Genomic DNA, 18462 nt, shown 5'->3' with positions numbered 1-18462 from the left:
GCCCGAACGGACAGGACGGAACACCAGGGAGGAACACCGGACACCCCAACACCAGCGACACCAGCGACACCGGCCACACCCCGCAGCAAGAAGACGGGACAGGACCGGACACATCAGGCCCTCACCCCAGCAGACACCCAGGACACACCCGAGAACAACAAGAACACCACATGGTGCGGAAGTTGGGCACTACTCGGAGGGGCGGGCAGGAGTGTGTCTCGCAGTGCAGTGACGTCCGGAGAGATCACCCGATTCCGCGGCGCAGCGCGGGTGGAGCGGGGCGTGGTGCGGCGAGGCGGAGTGAGGCACGCGAAGGGCCGAGGATGACGCAAGGACCGGGAATGCGGCCTCTGTTATCGAACGCGCACGCTAGGCTACTGAGGCGGTCGGCGCCCGCCGGGCAGTAACGGACCACCTACGGCACACGCCGCCCAGGACAACGGGGAGAACAGGCACAATGACCCAGCCTCACGGCTCACTCGCGGGAAAGACCGCCCTTATCACCGGCGCCAGCAGCGGCATCGGCGCCGCAGCGGCCCGCGTCTTCACCCGCGAAGGGGCCACGGTGGTTCTGGTCGCCCGACGCGAGGACCGCCTGGCACAGCTGGTCAAAGAACTGCGCGCCGACGGCGCGCAAGCCTCCTACTGCGCCGCCGATGTACAGAGCGCCGCCGACATGCGCCGCGCCGTCACCCACACCGTCGACACCTACGGCCGCCTCGACGTCGCCTTCAACAACGCCGGTGCCGCCCTGGAGAAGGCCCCCCTCCACCTCATGGACGACGCCGCCTACGACCTCGTCATGGACACCAATGTCCGCGGCGTCTGGAACAGCCTCCGCCCCGAAATCAGCGCCATGCTCGAAAGCGGCGGCGGAGCCATCGTCAACACCAGCAGCGTCGCCGGCCTAGTCGCCACCTCCGTCGCCGCCCCCTACATCGCCGCCAAGCATGCCGTCATCGGACTCACCAAGGTGGCCGCCGTCGAGTACGCGCCCCACCACATCCGCGTCAACGCCATCGCCCCCGGCCTCACCCGCAGCGATATGACCGACGCCTGGTTCACCCGCTACCCCGCCCAGGAAGCCAAGAGCAAAGCCTCCTCGCCCCAAAACCGCATGGCCGAGCCCGAAGAAGTCGCCGAAACAGCCGCCTGGCTCTGCAGCGACCGCACCACCTTCATCACCGGCGCCACCGTTCCCATCGACGGCGGCGCCACCACCTGGTAGCCACAAGATCTGCGCCCGACCGCGAGCGCGCCGCGCGGCCGCGTCCAACCGCAAGCGCGCAACGCCGGGCATGTACAGGGGCGGGCCGACGCGCTCACGCGCCGTTGATCGGCCAAGGCCGCCGATCGTGAAGTCCGGCGCGTGCAGCGGCAGTAGGCCAGCCGATGGCAGGCCCGGGGTACGGGCGGGCAAGCGCAAGCCATCAGCGGGGCGTTCAGCCCGAGGGCCGCCCAGAGGCAGCCCTCGGGCGGGGTCAGCGGGCGCTGTCCACCAGAGCGGAGGGGATAGACACCGCCTGCGAATACAAGCGCGCTCCCCGGTCCGGAGCCAGGTCCAGACGCACCAGCACGGCCGGCACTGTGATCGCCGGTATCAGGTGCTCGTAAAGCACCGCGATCCGCCGCTCGACATCGGCCAGCCCGCACTCCAGCTGCGAATACAGCTGCACTCCGTGGAAAGCGCCCACGATCAGCTCCGCGGTCTGACGCGGCACCACGTGCGCGAGGATCTCACCGCGCTCCTTGGCCTCGGTGAGCGTCTGCGCGGACACGTCGACCCACGCCGGCCACGCGCTGCCGTAATGCTCCCTGCCTTGCGGATCGGAGGAGAGCACTGCCCCCGCCCGCACCACGGGATCCCGCGGCAGCACATGCGCCAGCAGCAGCCCCCCGTCCACCCACTCCTGGAGCTTCAGCTCGTGAGGCGGTGCCACATAGGCGACCTGCGCCTGCAATACCCCCCGCGCCAAGGCTTCCTTGGAATCAAAGTGGAAGTACAGAGCTCCCTTGGTCACCCCGGCGATCTGAAGGATTTCCGACACCGTGGCCGCCGAATACCCATTCTCGGCAAAAACCACTGCGGCCGCTTCCAACACCGCGCGGCGGGTTCGAACCCCACGCTCTTGCTGCGCCATGTGACCTCCCCTGCACTCCGTGCCCGTATCGGGTATGCAGCGGACCCGAAAAAGAAACCGTCGTGGACGTACCTTACCCACAACGGCTCGTAAGGACCCTGCCGAAGATCTTGACAAATCCCCGCCTTGGCACCCGCCCACCCGACAAATCCCCACCCATCACCCTCCACACCCCAGTCCCCCACCCCCTACGGCCCTCCGCGCGCCACCCCGGACTGCCCTGCCAGGCTCCCCCGCCCCGGCAGATGGCACAAGGCACAAGGCTCGAGGGATACCAAGGGGCAGCGCACCGAAGGGTGATTCGCGGTGACGCAGCCCGGGTGCACTGAGACAGAGCCGACTGCCCGGGACTCCCATACCCACTCAGACCGGGACGCTGATCCCGCCCACACCAACCCTGCCTCCGCAGGCCCCACCTGATACGGCATCAAGAGCCAAACGCTGGCCCAGATCTCACGGGCACTCAAGAGCGGCACGCCGAAACCAGCCACCCCAGCCCCGCAATAGCGGCAAGAAGGGGAAACGGAGACACCCGGGCGACGGGCCCTGACACGTAGGACGCATGGGCACCGGCGACAGGTCCCTCCCGTCCGCCCCCTCATCACGGAAGGGCCCGGCCCGCGGCTCCTCAGGCCCGGGCACCGTGCGCAGGCCAGCTGCCTCCGGCTGCCGCCTCCGCATCCACCGTCCGCAACAGCTCCTCATCGATCGCGCCGAGCGAGCGCACCACATGCCGGGCCCCGGCCTGTTCCATCAACGGCCGCTGGAACCCGTTCTCGTAATCACTGGGCCGCCCGACGAAGGCCACCCCCAACTCCCTGGCGGCCTCCGCCACCCGCGCCACATCGTCGATGAAGAGCACCTGGTCGAGCCGCAAACCGAACATCTCCGTGATCTCCCGAATACCGGGACGGAAATCATTGGTGCATACGTACGCCGGTGCGGCGAAATACTCAGTAAATGAGCCCAGATACTTATCGAAGTGCGCACGTTCAAGCCCTCCGTAACACACAGTACGCACGCCCAATGAACGCAGCCTTTCCAGCAGTTCCCGCGCTCCGGCGAGGATCCGCACCGGGTGCTCGCGCACATATCGGTCCCGCTCCTCGAAATACGCCGCAAGCAGGTCCCGCGCACTGCCCCCCAAAACATCCGCCGCTGCCTGCGCCGCCACCATTTGCGGTTGCGACAACAACGCCTGCTCCAACTCCGCCCCGTACACCCCGCCCCGCGACTCGACCAGCCGCCGGATCACTGGGCCGAAACTGTCACTGAGCAACACCCCGTCAATATTCACCGCCACCAGGCCCAGGTGCTCCAACCCCTGCCCGCGCCCTTCCGAGGAACCCACCAAGTCGCCACCGAACAGGCCCTCTCCCGCTGGCCCACCATCAGCCACTGCTCCCCCACTGTCCACACCTGCACCGCCCGAACCCGGCCGAACCACCACAACAACCCCCTGACTCTCCGGAGCCACCACGGATGGCGCCCGACGCCGAGCCGGCCCCGCCCCGCCACGCAGCGCCCCACCAGCGTCGACAGAACACCACACTGCAGCAGAAACCGGAACCGGCAATTCACGCCGCGTGCGAAAACAGCGCGCACTCCACGACGTGGTCACCACCAGGATCGACAACGTCGAGCCCAGCGGCGCGAAAAAAACATAACAAGAGACCGGCCGCCCGGTTTTCCCCGTTAAACGGAAGGAATAATTCCCCTTGATCCCCAAAACTTGACGCGGCACCACCAGGAAATCAACTACCCAGCGTCACTAAAGCTCGATTCCCGTCACCCTTCTCATTCCCCCAGGCCGCCCGCATGCAATCCGCACCGATCCTTGAAAAGGAAACCGGTGGGTATGTATGTTATGGACTCACTTTCATTCACCTCCGGGGGGAGAGGTTCATGAGCACTCTGGTCCTGACACAGTCACAAGACACCCAGAACAACCGGAACCCGAACAACCAGCGAAACCTGCGGAACACCCGGAACCCCCGGAACCCGCAAGCCACCCAGAACACGCAGCCAGTGCAGAGCCCGCGGAACTCACAGGCCCCGCCCGCGCCACAGCAGTCGCAGTATGCGCAGGTCGCCACCGCCACTCAACACAGGCAGGCCGCGCAGACCGCCACTGCGCCCGCCACCCAGCACCCGCAGACCGCCCTCGACGCACCCAGCGCACCCACACCTCAGGACATACCCCGCGTCGGATGCCAGCCCGCCCCGCCGTCCCCGTTCACCAGCACCGTGCCACGCCAGTACGTCCACCGCGCCGCCCACGCCGAGGTCTTCCTCACCGGACATGAGAAGACCGGCGAGAACACCTATGCCGTCGGCGGTCAATGGCCCCGCGCCCACACCTATTTCACCACCGCCGACGGTCGCAGCCACGACCACCTACAGGTGTGCGAGACCTTCCGCCAGACCGGTATCTACCTCGCCCACACCGAACACGGCGTCCCCCTCGACCACCACTTCGTCATGCAGGGCATGACCGTCTCCACTCACCCCGAACGCCTCGCCATCCAGTACACCCCCACCGACCTCACCATCAACACCACCTTCGTCCGGCGCGGCCCCAACTTCACCGCCAGCTTCACCGTCATCAATGACCACCGCGTCATCGCCACCGGTCGCGGGGACTTCACCTGCGTCACTCCCGCTGCCTATCGACGCATACGCACCAACCCCCACCTCGCCCCCACCCTCAACGACCTTCATTACAGCCCCACCAACCAAGACCCCACCGTCTTCGGCCGAACGCACTCCCACGACCTCGTCCTCGCCCCTACCCACCAGCCCCACACCTGGCTCCTCAACCCCGACCCCCGCCACCCTGTGCTCTTCGACCACAACGGCGACCACATCCCCGGCATGGTCCTCATCGAAGCCGCCCGCCAGAGCGCCCACCCCCACCTCCCTCCTCACGCCCTCCCCACCCACTCCCACACCGAGTGGCACCGCTACGTCGAACTCGCCACCCCCTGCTACATCACCGCCGTCCCCCAGCCCACCGCCGACCCCGACACCCACACCGTCCAGGTCACCGGCCGCCAGAACAACCAAGTCGCCTTCACCACCCACATCACCGCCACCACGCAGAAATGAAGGACGACAACCACGAGTGGTGTGCTGTCTGCTGACGACTGACCCGGCGGCGCCGTCAGCAGAGCCGAATCAGGGCGGAGGCACCCCGCAGCCTGCAAGAACGTCACAATCGCGGCCGTGAACTCCATCGGCTCGGTCGGCCATGGTCCTCGGCGAACAGGTAGGCGACGGCCCCTCCCGCCGAGTGCCTCCAGCAGATCCACCCGGCGACCCAGACCCAACTCATCCAGAAAGCCGGGCACACCGTCGCGCATGAGCTGCAGCGACTACGTGTGAACATCGGCAGCGCGGTGATCAGTCACCCCGGAAACGTACCGGGGTGCTACCGGGGCAATACACCCGTATCCGTGCCCCAAGACCTCAACGGCGACCGGCAGTCAGCAGCCAGGTGAGATCGACTGCCGCGATCGCACCCCAGATCCAGTAGCAGGCGACGGCGGCTCCGGCCGGTGCCAGCGCCGTGGCCAGCGCGCCCGTGCCGATCGTGCCCAGCACCACCGCCGCGCTGCGCCTCGATGCGAGTGCTGTGCGCAGCGGGCCCCGTTCGGTCAGGCGGTCCGCCAGGTAGGCGTCGAACGCCTCCGCGACCTGGTCGTCGATCTCGTCCCGCGTCCGGGCGTCCAGCACATCAGACATGACCGGCCACCCGCCGCCCCGCACCCGCACCCGCAGTTGCGCGAGCAGAGATCGCCGTCGGCGGGCGCAGGACGGCAACAGGGTGCAGCATCGACCCTCCTGCCCTTCCTGCCCTTCCTGCCCTTGGCAGGAGCTTTCCGGTCAGGTTTCTGCGCATCTCAACCCCCGTGTGTTCTGGCACCCGTTGGCGCCGTCCCGAGCCACGGTAGTGACTGCAGAGATATTCTGCAAACATCCTCTGCAGTTACTGCAGAGAGTCTCTGCAGTACGCTGGCCGGTATGGCTGAGCGCCCCGAGACGAGAGTCCTCACCGGTCAGGACATCAAGGCCTTCTACAAGGCACTTTCCAACCCGGTGCGCCGCGACATCCTGAGCTACCTCGGGGAGCACGGCGAAGCGAACTCCACCAGCGTCGCCAGAGCGCTCGGCGAGAGCACCGGAACCACCAGCTACCACTTGCGCAAACTCGCCGACCTCAAGCTGATCGCCGAGATCGAGGAGCGGTCCACCGGCCGGGAACGCTGGTGGAAGTCGCTGATGACGGACATCTTCACGCCGCCGGGTCTGGAGATGACGGCGGACGAACGCGAGGCCGCGGTGAAGCTCGGCGCCCTCAAGATGGCCCATGACCTGAACCTGGTCGTGCGCGCGTACGCCGGATACGACACCTCCGCGGGCTGGAACCACATTCACCGCTCGGGGCTGCGGATGACGCACGAGCAGGTCGCCTCGTTCGTCGAGGAGTACCAGGCGCTGCTACGGAAGTACGCGACCGAACCCGGCGACCACCCGCCCGGCTCTCGACAGATGGCCGTACGTCTGGTGGCGCTGCCCGACGAGAGCTCCCGGCCCGCCCTTCCGCCCGAGCCGGACGAAGAGGAAGGCCGTATCGGGTGACTGGACGGCGGGCCTCAGCGGCAACTGCCCGACGCGGACAGGCCGGACGAACCGCTGTCGTTCAAGGGGATGGACGGCGCGTCCTGCGGCTGCCGCCCGTTGCCGCTCATCAGTAGGAGTAGCGACCACCCGTGACCGTGACGCCAAGTGGGCCGTTGACCCGATATGACTACGCGCCAAGCCACTGCTGCCCCACAAGTCACTGTGCCGAAGACACGCTCGGGCGACTGGCGGCCCTCCGAGGGGCGGCTGGCCTTGACTGCCGCACAGCTCGGCATGTGGTTCGCGCAGGAGATGGAGCCGCACAACCCTGCCTTCCGGGCGGCTGAGTTCGTCGAGATCCGTGGCCGGATCCAGCCAGAGTTGTTGGAGCGGGCGCTGCGCCAAGTGGTCGCCGAGACACAGATGCTGCGGGTCCGGTTCGAGACCGATGGCGAGCAGCGCGTGTGGCAGGTGATCGAACCGTGCTCGCAGTGGCCTCTGCCGGTGGTGGACCTGCGGGGGGAGGCGGACCCGGAGGCGGCCGCGCAGCAGTGGATGTGGACCGATCTGCGCCGGACAGTGGATCTGCGGCGCTGTCCGTCCTTCTCCTTCGCGGTGCTGCGCACCGGTACGGACCGGTTCCTGCTCTACCTGGCCGTCCATCACATCATGATGGACGGCTGGAGCATGAGCCTGTTCCTGGGCCGACTTGCGCAGATCTACAGTGCCCTGGACGCGCGAACGCCGGTGCCGGAGTCCGGTCTGGAACCGTTGGCGCGCGCCGTGGCGGACAACGCGGAGTACCACGCTTCGCCCCTCCTTGCCCGTGACCGGGACTACTGGGCAGGTCAGTTGGCCGACTGGCCGCGCGCCGCGCACTCCTCCCAGCGGTGGCTCATGCCGGCGCAGACCTTCGAGCGGGTGACCGGGTATGTGGACCCGGAGGCAGCGCTGGGGTTGCGGGCGCTGGCGCGTAGCTGCCGTACGAATCTGGCCGGTGCGGCCATGGCCGCCCTGGCACTCTATGTGCAGCGGCTGGGCCGTCGACAGGAAGCGGTCCTGGATGTGACGGTGACCGGGCGCGGTCCCGCGACGCGTCGGGTGCCGAGCATGCTCGCCAACGTACTCCCCCTGCGCGTGCCCCTGGACGGCGCCGAGACGGTGGCCGATCTGATGGGTGCCACGTCGGGGGCGGCCAAGGGGCTGGTGCGGCATCAGCGTTACCCGTTCTGGTATCTGCTACGGGAACTCGGGGCCGGGCGGCGGCTCGAGGGGTGCCTGGACGACTGGGGCATCAACGTCATGACCCACGATCCGCAGCTGTCCTTCGGCCCGCACCCGGCCGTCGTCCACAATCTGTCCAACGGCCCGGTCACCGGCATGAGTGTGAACCTCTACGACCGCCCCGCCGACGGCTCGCTGCGCATCGACCTCCAGGCCGACCCGGCTCTCTATCCGCGCGAGGAGATCGCCGCCCACCACCGCCGGTTCACGCATCTGCTGCAGCTCCTGTCCGGGACAGGGCCCGAGCAGCGGCTGTCCGACATCGATCTGCTGGCCGACACGGAGAGGGCGCAGCTGCTTGCGTCCGGCCGGGGCCGTACCTGCGCGGTGACTGCTGCCGATTGGCTGCACACGCGCTTCGAGCAGCAGGCGCGCCGGGCGCCGCAGGTGACTGCCCTGGTCTGTGGCGGAGAGCGTCTTTCCCGCGGGGAGGTCAACGGGCGGGCCAACCAGTTGGCCCGGTTGCTGGCGGCAGCGGGCACCGGACCCGACCGGCACGTCGCTCTCGCCCTGCCTCGTGGCACCGACTTCATGATCGCCCTGCTGGCGGTGCTCAAGTCGGGTGCGGCCTGCGTGCCGCTGGACACCGGCTCCCCCACCGCGCGCAATCACGCCCTGTTGGAGGACGCCAGGCCGCTGGTGGCAGTGGCGGTCGGCGAGACGGCCGCGCACGTGCCTGACGGCATCCCGGTGCTGCGCCTGGACGACCCCGCCGTCACGGGGGAGTTGGCGGCCCAGTCGGCCGAGAATGTGGAGGATCAGGACCGGGTGCGTCCGGTGCGCGCGCAGGACGCGGCCTATCTGGCCTTCACCTCCGGCACCACCGGTCGGCCCAAAGCGGTGGTGATCGAACACAGCCAGCTGGCCAACCTCTTCGCCGACCATCTCCAGGAGCTGATCCTGCCTGCCGCCCAGCGGATCGGGCACCGGCTGCGCGCGGCGCTGACCGCGTCCTTCAGCTTCGACACCTTCTGGGAAGGCCCGCTTTTCATGGCCGCCGGTCAGGAGGTGCACGTGATCGACGACCAGGTCCGCCATGACCCGGCAGCCCTGGTGACCCATATTGTCGCCGAGCGCCTGGACTTCCTCGACCTCACCCCCACCCTTCTGCGGCGGCTCATGACCGTCGGCCTCTTCGACGCCGGACTCCCTCACCGGCCGTCGACGGTGATGGTCGGCGGGGAGGCCCTGGACGGCGACCTCTGGCAGCAGTTGCGCCGCCGGCGGGGCACCACGTTCTACAACTACTACGGCCCCACCGAATCCGCCGTGGACGCCATCTACTGCCGTCTGGACCAACGCGGGAAGCGTCCGGTCCTCGGCCGCCCCGGGTACAACGTGAACGCGTATGTCCTGGACCCGGCGGGTCAGCTCCTGCCCGCCCAGGCCACCGGCGAGCTCTTCCTCGGCGGCGCGCAGATCGCCCGCGGCTACCTGAACCAGCCGGAGCAGACGGCGCGCGCCTTCCTGCCGGACCCCTTCGGGCCGCCGGGGGCACGCATGTACCGCACCGGCGACCTGGTCCGCTGGACCAGCACCGGCGACCTGGAGTACCTGGGCCGGGTCGACGACCAGCTCAACCTGCACGGCGTGCGCATCGAGCGGGGTGAGATCGAGGCCGCGCTGGCCAGGCATCCGGCCGTGAGCCGCTGCGTCGTCACCGTCCACCACGGCGCCGAAGGACCTCAGCTGGCCGCCCATATGCTGCCCGCGCAGCGGTCCGTGAGCGGCGCGTTGCCGAGCTCGGGCGAACTGCGTTCCTTCATCGCCGGCAGGCTTCCGGCGGCCTTCGTGCCCGCCAGCTTCAGCTTCCACGAGACGCTGCCCGTGACCGCGCACGGAAAGCTCGATTACGCGGCTCTTCCCGCCCCCACCGCCGCCCCGCGATCGGGCCGGGGCGCGCGGACCGGCCCGGAGAAGGAGTTGTGTGCCCTGTTCGCACTGGTCCTGGGCGTGGACGAGGTCGGTATCGACGACGACTTCTTCGACCTGGGCGGCCACTCCTTGCCTGCCGCCAAGCTCATCACGCACATCCGCGAGCAGCTGGGTGCCACCGTGTCCCTGGGCGCGCTCTACCAGGCGCCGACCGTCGCCGCCCTGAGTGAACTCCTCACCCTCGACGCGCCGTCGACGCCCGCCCAGGAGATGCTCCTTCCGCTGCGCCCCACCGGCGACCAGCCGCCCCTGTTCTGCGTCCACCCGGCGGGCGGCCTCGGCTGGTGCTACGCCCCGTTGCCGCGTCACCTGCCGGCCAATCTTCCCGTCTATGCGCTGCAGGCCCCCGACCCGCGCCATGACGGCGTTCCGGTGACCACCTTCGATGAGCTGATCGCTCGCTACGTACATACCCTACGTACCGTGCAGCCCAGCGGTCCCTACCGGCTGCTCGGCTGGTCCCTGGGCGGTGCGCTGGCCCAGGCCATCGCCGCGCGGCTCACGGCCGACGGGGAGGACGTGCAGCTGCTCGCCATGCTCGACTCGGCCCCGATCCAGCACACGCCGCCGCTGCCGGAACACCCCGACGACGCCCTCATCCGCCAGCTGTTGCACGAGGCCCTCGGTCTGCCGCTGACGCCCCTCGCCGGGGGCAGCGAGCCCTCCTCCGCCGGTCTCTCCTCCACCGGTCTCTCCTCCGCCCGCGAGGATCTGCCCGAAGAGCTCTCGGGCGTGCTGCACGAAGAGCAGATCGCCGCCGCCAAGGCGCTCCTGGCGCACTACGCCGCTCTCCTCCCCACTCACACTCCCCAGCCCTTCGACGGCGACCTGCTCTACTTCCAGGCCTCCCGGAACCGGCCGCCGAACGCCCCTACGAGCGAGACGTGGCGGCCCTGGGTCACCGGCCGCATCACGCACCACAACCTCGACTGCACCCACCACGCCATCGCCGCACCCGACCACCTCAAGACCGTTGCGGACCTCCTGGCCCCGCACCTGTCAGACACGCGCTGAGGCCCCCGGGGGGGGGAAGCCGACGAGGCAGTGGTGGCCGTGCGAGGCCAGACATCGGCACGCAATGGCGCAGTACGCCCAGCGATGCCGCAGTACGCCTAGCGATGCCGCAGTACGTCTAGCGATGCCAGGGACAGCGGTCAAACCGGCGCGCCTGCCACTGTCCGGCTCGTCGCATGATCTGCTGGCTCATCTGGCCAAACGGTTGGTAGATACGACAGGATATTGTTTGCAGCTGCCGACCAACTGGCTTTTTTTGTGCGCTAGTTGGCTGAAATGTGTGCTGTCGTAAGTCTGCTGTGACCGAGGGGAAGCCAGGAAGTGCTGATGAGTACGGTGAGACAGGCCGGGTCCTCGAGAGAACCTCGATGTGACCACCGGCTCTGCCCGGTCACCGTGCCTCCCCTCCGGCCGGTTTTCAGGTGCACGCGTCAACCCGCGCTGTCCCTTGCGTAGTTGGAATCCGTTCCGGCTCGCCGATCCCTGCGGGTCGGCCGCTTCCGCCCCGGCGCGTGCCGGGTCCCGACAGCCTCAGGACACTCGTGACCGGCCTCCGCTTCGAGTCGCCGCCCGGCGGCGCGCTCGCTCGGGCCGCCGGGGCCGGACCGTACGGCCGACGGGTCGCCGATGGGTGTCGTGGCCGAATGTGTGCGATGGGTTCCGCTTCGGCGCGGACGAACCGTTTCCTCGCCCCCTTTGACACCTGTAGAGGACGTGATGACAGACCTGATGCAGGCCACCACTGTGGTGCCCTCGGTTCTGGCCCTGGCCGCCGGTAGTGCGGCCTGGCGGTTCTGGGACCAGTACCGAGGTGAGCGCCGTACGAGCGAGCGCCTCCGTGGCCGGGCCGAGGAGGCCGCCGGACGGCAGCGCGCCACCGAAGAGGTGCTTGCGCAGCTCGCCGACGGTGTGATTCCCAGGCTGGGGACCGAGGCGGAGCGACTCGGCACCGGCCACGGTGTCGACATCGAACTGCCTCCGGCGCTCGTGAACACCACGCTGGCGCAGCGGCTGACGGGGCTGGCCGACTCCGCGGCCCACACGGTGCGCAAGGTGCAGTACGACGCCCAGACCAGCACGAGTGTGCAGATAACCGAGGCGCAGAAGAGCGCGCAGGACGAGGTGACCCGGGCGCGGGAGCGTGCCGAGGAGTCCAGCCGGGCGGCGGTGCGAGCCGTGTCGTCCGCGATGGTGGGCATGGCGTCGAAGCTGAGTCAGCGCGTCAGCCACGGTGTGCGGCGGCACGAGGGCGACGAGGCGTACGAGACGCTGGTGGGCATCGACCATCCCACGCAGCAGATGCTGCTCGTGGCCCAGAACTATGTGGTGCTGTCCGGGGGCAAGTTGTCCCGCCGGTGGCCGGCCACCCCGATGACCGATGTGGTGCGGGCGGCCATGGGCAGCATCGAGGAGTACGAGCGCGTCGAGCATCAGGAGCTCGCCGTCACGGTGACCAGCCGGGCGGTCGGTCCCGTCGTGCACGCGTTGGCGGTGCTGCTCGACAACGCGGTCCGCTACTCCCCCTCCTCCGCGCGGGTCCACGTGTCCTTCCAGGAGGGGCACCACGGGGTGTCGGTCATCGTGGACGACGCCGGACTGCGCATGAACGACGAGCAGTTGTCGTGGGCCAGGGCGATCCTGACGGGCGCTCGGCGGGACGACATCAACCAGCTCGGCGCCCACCCGCAGACCGGCCTGCGGGCCGCGGCGGCCCTCGCCGGTGACTACGGGTTCCGTGTCGACCTGGAGGCCCCGAACCCCTTCGGGGGTACGCGCGTCTACATGTTCATCCCCAAGAGCCTGTTGACCACGGCCACCGCTCCCCCGCCCGCTCCGCTGCCGCGCGCCGAACCGGCCCCCGCCAAGCGCACCACTGCCAGTGGGCTGACCGTCCGCTCGCGGGCGACCGCTCCCGCTGGCGGTCGGACGGCGCCGTCCGACGGTCAGGCGGCGCCGGGCCGGCCCGCCGTCGCCGCCGCCTGGGCGAAGGGGACGCGCAGCGCGCGCACGGAAGACTCGACCACCACGCATGAAGGAGCCTGATCGTGACCACCGGCAATGAACTCGGCTGGCTCCTCGACCGGTCGCTGGGGTCCCTCGAGGGTGTCAGGTACGCGGTTCTGATGAGTTCCGACGGGTTGCTGCACTCCAAGACGGCCGGCATCGAGCAGGACGACGCGGAGAAGTTCGCCGCGATCACGGCGGCCGTGCGCGCCGCCGCGCTCGCGTACGACGAGGAGACGGGCGGCGGGGGCACCCGGCAGGCCCTGATCGAGCTCACCAACCACGTGGGCCTGATCACCCAGGCCGGGGGCAACACCATGCTGTCGGTGCAGACGACCGGGCCGGACGCCGACATCGGCCTGATCACCCATCACATGCTGGAGCTGGCGCAGCGTGTCGGCCACGAGATGAAGGTCGCCCCGCGGGGGCCTTCCGTCGAAGGCCTGCCGACGACGTGAGCGGGCCGCGGCGAGACCCGGACCTGGTCAGACCCTATGTCCGTACCGACGGACGGGTCCGTGCCGATCCGGCTGTGCGCCTGGAGACCGTGTTGCTCGCCGCGAGCGGCTCGCGCGAGGCCCTGAGCGCGGACGCCCGCCGGGTGATGGGCCTGTTCACGCATGCCGGGGGCGGCGGCCTGGCGGTCGCGGACATCGCGGCCGCCCTGGAGTTTCCGCCCTCCACGGTGCGCATCCTGGTCTCCTCCCTCATCGACGAGGGCCTGTTGACCCGTCCTGTCGCCGCCGACGACGACCAGCCCCAAACCGATCTGCTCCAGGAGGTACTGCGTGGTCTCCGCGCCCTCGTCTGACGGCCTCATCTACGTACCTCCCGGTGTGACCAGGTCAGCGAAGATCGTGATCTCGGGGAGTTTCGGTGTCGGCAAGACGACGTTCGTGGGCAGCGTCTCCCAGGTGCCGCCGCTGCGCATGGAGGAGCGGATCACGCAGGCCAGCGCCGGGGTGGACGATCTGGCGCGGACGCCGCGGAAGACGACCACGACCGTCGGCATGGACTTCGGGCGGCTGCATCTCAGCGAGGCCCTCGTGCTGTATCTGTTCGGCACTCCCGGTCAGGGCCGGTTCCGTCCCATGTGGGCGGGGCTCACCGAGGGGGCTCTCGGCGCCCTTGTGCTGGTCGACACCCGCAATCTGGAGGCCTCTTTCGAGATCCTCGCGCTGCACGAGGAGCAGGGCACGCCGTACGCCGTGGCGATCAACCTCTTCGACGGTGCCCCGCTCTACCACCTGGACGAGATCCGTCAGGCACTCCAGTTGGACGCCCACACGCCGCTGACGACGTGTGACGCGCGTGACCGCACTTCCAGCGTGATGGCCCTGATCACTCTCTGCGAGTACCTGTCCGACATGCACGCACCCGTTTTGGAGCCCCGCCCGTGACCAGCCTGATTTCGACCGACGCGGCCCCGGAGCGCCGGATCGCCCTGTATGGAGCCGAGTTCGCGGACGACCCGCACGGTGCCTACGCGCGGATGCGGGCCGAGTTCGGGCCGTTCGTCCCGGTCGATCTCATCCCCGAGGTTCCCGCGACCCTCGTCATCGGCTACGCCCAGGCCCGGCGCATCCTCAATGACCCGCTGCGGTTCCCTGCCGATCCGGGGGTGTGGGAGCAGTCCATCCCCGAGACCTGCCCGGTCCGCCCGATGATGGAGAGCCGTCCCAACGCGCTGCGATCGACCGGCGCCGCGCACACCCGCTACCGGTCGGCGAACAGCGACGCGATCAACGCCGTCGACCAGCACGAGCTGCGCAAGGTGGTCGAGCGGGTCGCCGACACCACGATCGCCGAGTTCCGGGACGCCGAAGGCGCCGATCTGCTGAGCCAGTACGCCTGGCCCATCGCCTTCCGTGTCCTCAGCGCGCTGCTCGGCTGCCCCGACGAGATGGGCCGCCGCATCGCCGACGGCATGGCCAAGATCTTCGAGGGTGTGGACGCCGCGAGCGGCAATCAGATCCTCTCCGAGGCGGTCGCCGACCTGGTGGCTCTGCGCCGGCGCCTGCCCGGCGACGACATCACCTCCCGGCTCCTGTCGCACTCCGCGGCTCTCGACGGTGTCGAGATGGCCCACCAGCTCGTCACTCTCTACGGCGCGGGCATCGAGCCGCTGACCAACCTCATCGCCAACACGGTCCTCAGGATCCTCACCGACGACCAGTTCTCCGGGGACCTGCACGCCGGCGGCTCCTCGGTACGCGAAGCCCTCGACACGGTGCTGTACACGGACCCGCCGCTGGCGAACTACTGCATCAGCTATCCGCCACACCCCGTCGACGTGGACGGGTTCCTGCTGCCGGCACACCAGCCGGTCGTCATCTCGATGGCCGCCTGCAACAACGATCCCGCCCTCGGTGACCAGCGCATCGCCAGCAATCGCGCGCACTTGTCGTGGAGCACGGGCCCGCACGCCTGCCCCGCGCGCCCGCACGCCTATGTCATCGCCGAGACGGCCATCACGCACCTGCTCGACGCGCTGCCCGAGATGGATCTCGCGACCGCCCCCGGCGAGCTGGTCTGGCGCCCCGGGCCCTTCCACCGGGCGCTCGCCGCTCTGCCCGTCCTGTTCCCCGCCGTCGCATCCGTCTGAAGGGACCACATCATGACCCTGTCCACGAAACCGATCGTCCTCGACCCCACCGGGGCCCGCGCACACGACGAGCACCAGCAGTTGCGCGCCCACGGCCAGGCGGCCCGCGTCGACATCCTCGGTGTGACCGCCTGGTCGGTCACCGACCCCGCGCTGCTCAAGGAGCTGCTGACCAGTCCGAGCGTCTCCAAGGACGCCCGCGCGCACTGGCCGGACTTCAACGACGCGATCCAGCGGTGGCCGCTCGCCCTGTGGGTCGCGGTGGAGAACATGTTCACCGCGTACGGGTCGGACCACCGGCGCCTTCGGCGCATCGTCGCCCCCGCGTTCAGCCACCGCCGCGTGACCGCGCTGCGGGAGAACATAGACGCGGTGGTCACCGGCATCCTCGACGACCTCGACGCCCTCCCGCCGGGCGAGGTCGTCGATCTGCGTGAGCGCCTCGCCTACCCGCTGCCGATCGCCGTCATCAGCCGGCTCATGGGCGTACCGGCCGAGCAGCAGGACTCCTTCCGCCGGGTCGTCGACGGCGTCTTCGACACCACGCTGACCGCCGAACAGTCCGAGGCCAACACCAAGGCCCTGTACGAGGCCCTCCAGCTGCTCATCGCCGCGAAACGGGCCGAGCCCGGCGACGACATGACCTCTCTCCTGATCACCTCGCGCGACCAGGACGCGGAGGGCGGCCTTTCGGAGGACGAGCTGCGCGACACCCTCCTGCTGATGATCAGCGCCGGATACGAGACCACCGTCAACGTCATCGACCAGGCGATCACTCAGCTGCTCGCCCATCCCGACCAGCTCGCGCTCCTGCAGGCGGGGAAGGCCGACTGGAGCGACGCCGTCGAGGAGACCCTGCGGCTCGAACCGGCCGTCAGGCACCTGCCGCTGCGGTTCGCCGTGAGCGACATCGAACTGCCCGACGGGCAGACCATCGCCCAGGGCGAGGCGATCCTCGCCTCCTACGCGGCGGCCAACCGTCACCCCGACTGGCACGGCGAGAGCGCGGACGCCTTCGACATCACCCGCACCCTCAAGGAGCACCTGGCCTTCGGCCACGGCGTCCACTTCTGCCTCGGGGCTCCGCTCGCCCGTCTCGAGGTGAGCACGGCCCTGCAGCTGCTCTTCGAGCGGTTCCCGCAGCTCGAACTCGCGGTGCCCGCTCCGGAGTTGAAGCCGCTCGGTTCCCTGCTGAGCAATGGCCACCAGACCCTGCCGGTCCGCCTGCGGAGCGCCGCCGGGTGACCGGGGCGAGCGTCGCCGCGCTCTCGGTTCAGTCGGTGTAGACCTCCGCTCGGTCCACGCTGACGTACGACGCGCCCGACTGTGCGTTGTGTTCGCCGGTGACCCGCATCCGGAGAGTGTGACGGCCGCTGGGCAACCGGGGGCTGAGGTACTGCAACGTCTCGCCGGTACGAGGGGATCCGTAGAAGTCGACGCGTTGTTCGGGGCCCCCGTCGACGCTCAGGGCGGCGATGCCGTTGCCGGTGTCACGGACGGACAGCAGGGCTATGCGGGTGCCCGTGAAGGTGAAGGTCGCGGTGTTGCCCGCCCGGTCGCTCCAGTGGTCGTCGCTCCAGAAGCACTGGGTGGCGCAGCCGGTTCCGGTGTTCCAGGTTCCGGTGTAGGAGACGGTTCCGTCGCCGCTGGAACGGCCGTCGTCGTTGATCCAGTGGTTGCCGGAGCCGGGATCGCCGGAGGGCAGGTTCTGGGTGGCGCCGAGGGCGAGGGGGCGGCCGAAGTCGGGGGTGCCGTCGGGTTTCCACGTGAACTTCTGCGCACGGGTGGTGCGGTTGGAGTAGGTGGAGGCGGACGTCGTCTTGGCGTGGTGGACGATCCAGTCCTCGGTGCCGTCGGGCGAGCGGAAGAAGGCGTGGTGTCCGGGCCCGTACACTCCGTGGCCGTCCGCTCGGGAGAAGACCGGCCCCTGGTGCTGTTTCCAGTTGCCGGGCACCAACGGGTCGGCGGTCGCGGGCAGGGACATCATCCACAGCTGGTAGTCCGGTTTGCCGGTGTCACAGGTCGAGTACGTCATCCACGTACGACCGTTGCGGTACAGGAACTCCGGACCTTCCCTGACTTCGGGGCAGCCACCGGAGGGGTTGAAGGCGACCGCGTTGCCGGAGACGGTCCAGGGGTTGGACATGGGGGCGATGTTGAGGCCGTTGTGCTGGTACTGGTTGATGCCGCTGTACGCCAGGTAGAGGCGGCCGTTGTGCTGCAGGATGCCGGCGTCGATGGCGAAGTCGTCGGCGTGGTTGGGCGGCGTGAGCTTGGCCTTGAAGTGGTACGGGCCTGCCGGGTCGTCGCGGTCGGACTCCAGGACGTAGAGGCGATGGTGGTCGTCGATGCCGTCGTCGGCCGTGTAGTACAGGTACCAGCGATCGCCGAAGCGGTAGAACTCCGGCGCCCAGATGTTGCGGTTGCGAGAGGGGTCGGAGTCCTTCCACACCGTCACGGGGTCGGCGGCGAGCAGGGTGCTCAGCGACGGCGAGCGCCACATGCGGATGCTGTCGCCCTGGGTGGCCGTCAGGTAGTAGGACCCGTTCCAGTGCGTCATGAACGGGTCGGGGCCGGTGTTCAACGGGTTGCGGAAGGTACCGGCCGCGGCGGCCCGTGCGCGTGAGGCGGTGTTGGCGGTGTTGTCCGCCGCCACGGTCGACGACGCGGACAACAGACCGGCCAGGACGGCAAGGAGGACGGCAAGCACGACGGCCGTGCGGTGCGGGACCGGGCTTCGGCCCTGTGCGGGGATGGCGCGCATGGACGGCTCCTCAAGGCAGGAGTGTCTTGTTCCAGGACGAGAACGTGTGGACGCGCAGGCGTCATTACAACGATGTAATGACGCGGGGATAC

14 protein-coding genes are annotated in these 18462 nt (G+C 69.1%); 10 read left to right on the top strand and 4 right to left on the bottom strand.

Annotation, left to right across the window (positions count from 1 at the left end):
* Nucleotides 1-457 precede the first annotated feature (457 nt).
* The gene (locus ABZ953_RS35925) at nt 458-1228 is read left to right on the top strand and encodes a glucose 1-dehydrogenase (protein ID WP_361733112.1); all 771 of its coding nucleotides are present in this window, start codon (nt 458-460) and stop codon (nt 1226-1228) included.
* A gap of 253 nt (nt 1229-1481) precedes the next feature.
* Here ABZ953_RS35925 and ABZ953_RS35920 read toward each other — a convergent pair whose 3' ends face one another.
* Nucleotides 1482-2141 carry a ScbR family autoregulator-binding transcription factor gene (locus ABZ953_RS35920; RefSeq protein WP_361733110.1) on the bottom strand — a complete coding sequence of 220 codons (660 nt, stop codon included), beginning with the start codon at nt 2139-2141 and terminating at the stop codon, nt 1482-1484.
* A 628-nt stretch (nt 2142-2769) separates the two neighbouring features.
* Nucleotides 2770-3462, bottom strand: a complete 693-nt coding sequence (locus tag ABZ953_RS35915) for an HAD family phosphatase (protein ID WP_361733108.1) — start codon at nt 3460-3462, stop codon at nt 2770-2772.
* 926 nt (nt 3463-4388) lie between these two features.
* On the opposite strand from ABZ953_RS35915, the gene ABZ953_RS35910 reads away from it, so the two are divergent.
* The gene (locus ABZ953_RS35910) at nt 4389-5249 is read left to right on the top strand and encodes a ScbA/BarX family gamma-butyrolactone biosynthesis protein (RefSeq protein WP_361733106.1); all 861 of its coding nucleotides are present in this window, start codon (nt 4389-4391) and stop codon (nt 5247-5249) included.
* Between the two features lie 360 nt (nt 5250-5609).
* On the opposite strand, the gene ABZ953_RS35905 is transcribed toward ABZ953_RS35910, so the two are convergent.
* Nucleotides 5610-5885 carry a hypothetical protein gene (locus tag ABZ953_RS35905; protein WP_361733104.1) on the bottom strand — a complete coding sequence of 92 codons (276 nt, stop codon included), beginning with the start codon at nt 5883-5885 and terminating at the stop codon, nt 5610-5612.
* A 279-nt stretch (nt 5886-6164) separates the two neighbouring features.
* Between ABZ953_RS35905 and ABZ953_RS35900 the strand changes: the two genes are divergently transcribed.
* The 8 genes from ABZ953_RS35900 to ABZ953_RS35865 all read left to right on the top strand — a co-directional run bounded on the left by ABZ953_RS35900 (nt 6165) and on the right by ABZ953_RS35865 (nt 16851).
* Nucleotides 6165-6782 (top strand): helix-turn-helix domain-containing protein, encoded by a 618-nt coding sequence (locus tag ABZ953_RS35900; protein ID WP_361733102.1) that lies wholly within the window; start codon nt 6165-6167, stop codon nt 6780-6782.
* 204 nt (nt 6783-6986) lie between these two features.
* Complete coding sequence (locus ABZ953_RS35895) at nt 6987-10997, top strand: amino acid adenylation domain-containing protein (protein WP_361733100.1); 4011 nt, start codon at nt 6987-6989, stop codon at nt 10995-10997.
* 717 nt (nt 10998-11714) lie between these two features.
* Nucleotides 11715-13040, top strand: coding sequence for an ATP-binding protein (locus tag ABZ953_RS35890; protein WP_361733098.1), 1326 nt, complete (start codon nt 11715-11717; stop codon nt 13038-13040).
* A gap of 2 nt (nt 13041-13042) precedes the next feature.
* A complete protein-coding gene (locus ABZ953_RS35885; protein ID WP_361733096.1) occupies nt 13043-13459 on the top strand; it encodes a roadblock/LC7 domain-containing protein in 417 nt (138 codons plus the stop codon).
* Entirely contained in the window at nt 13456-13812 is a 357-nt protein-coding gene (locus ABZ953_RS35880) for a DUF742 domain-containing protein (RefSeq protein ID WP_361733094.1), read from the top strand. Before ABZ953_RS35885 ends, ABZ953_RS35880 begins: the two co-directional genes overlap by 4 nt.
* Nucleotides 13813-13837: 25 nt before the next feature.
* Nucleotides 13838-14401 (top strand): ATP/GTP-binding protein, encoded by a 564-nt coding sequence (locus ABZ953_RS35875; protein ID WP_361733092.1) that lies wholly within the window; start codon nt 13838-13840, stop codon nt 14399-14401.
* On the top strand, nt 14398-15606 hold the full coding sequence (locus ABZ953_RS35870) for a cytochrome P450 (protein WP_361733090.1): 1209 nt from the start codon (nt 14398-14400) through the stop codon (nt 15604-15606). The genes ABZ953_RS35875 and ABZ953_RS35870 overlap by 4 nt, the downstream gene beginning before the upstream one ends.
* A 12-nt stretch (nt 15607-15618) precedes the next feature.
* On the top strand, nt 15619-16851 hold the full coding sequence (locus ABZ953_RS35865) for a cytochrome P450 (protein WP_361733088.1): 1233 nt from the start codon (nt 15619-15621) through the stop codon (nt 16849-16851).
* Nucleotides 16852-16879: 28 nt separating this feature from the next.
* Here ABZ953_RS35865 and ABZ953_RS35860 read toward each other — a convergent pair whose 3' ends face one another.
* Nucleotides 16880-18370, bottom strand: a complete 1491-nt coding sequence (locus ABZ953_RS35860; protein WP_361733086.1) for a glycoside hydrolase family 43 protein — start codon at nt 18368-18370, stop codon at nt 16880-16882.
* Nucleotides 18371-18462 lie beyond the last annotated feature (92 nt).

Source organism: Streptomyces sp. NPDC046465 (assembly GCF_040646035.1).
In the GTDB taxonomy this organism is placed as follows: domain Bacteria; phylum Actinomycetota; class Actinomycetes; order Streptomycetales; family Streptomycetaceae; genus Streptomyces.
This window is presented reverse-complemented; position numbering and strand designations above follow the sequence as displayed.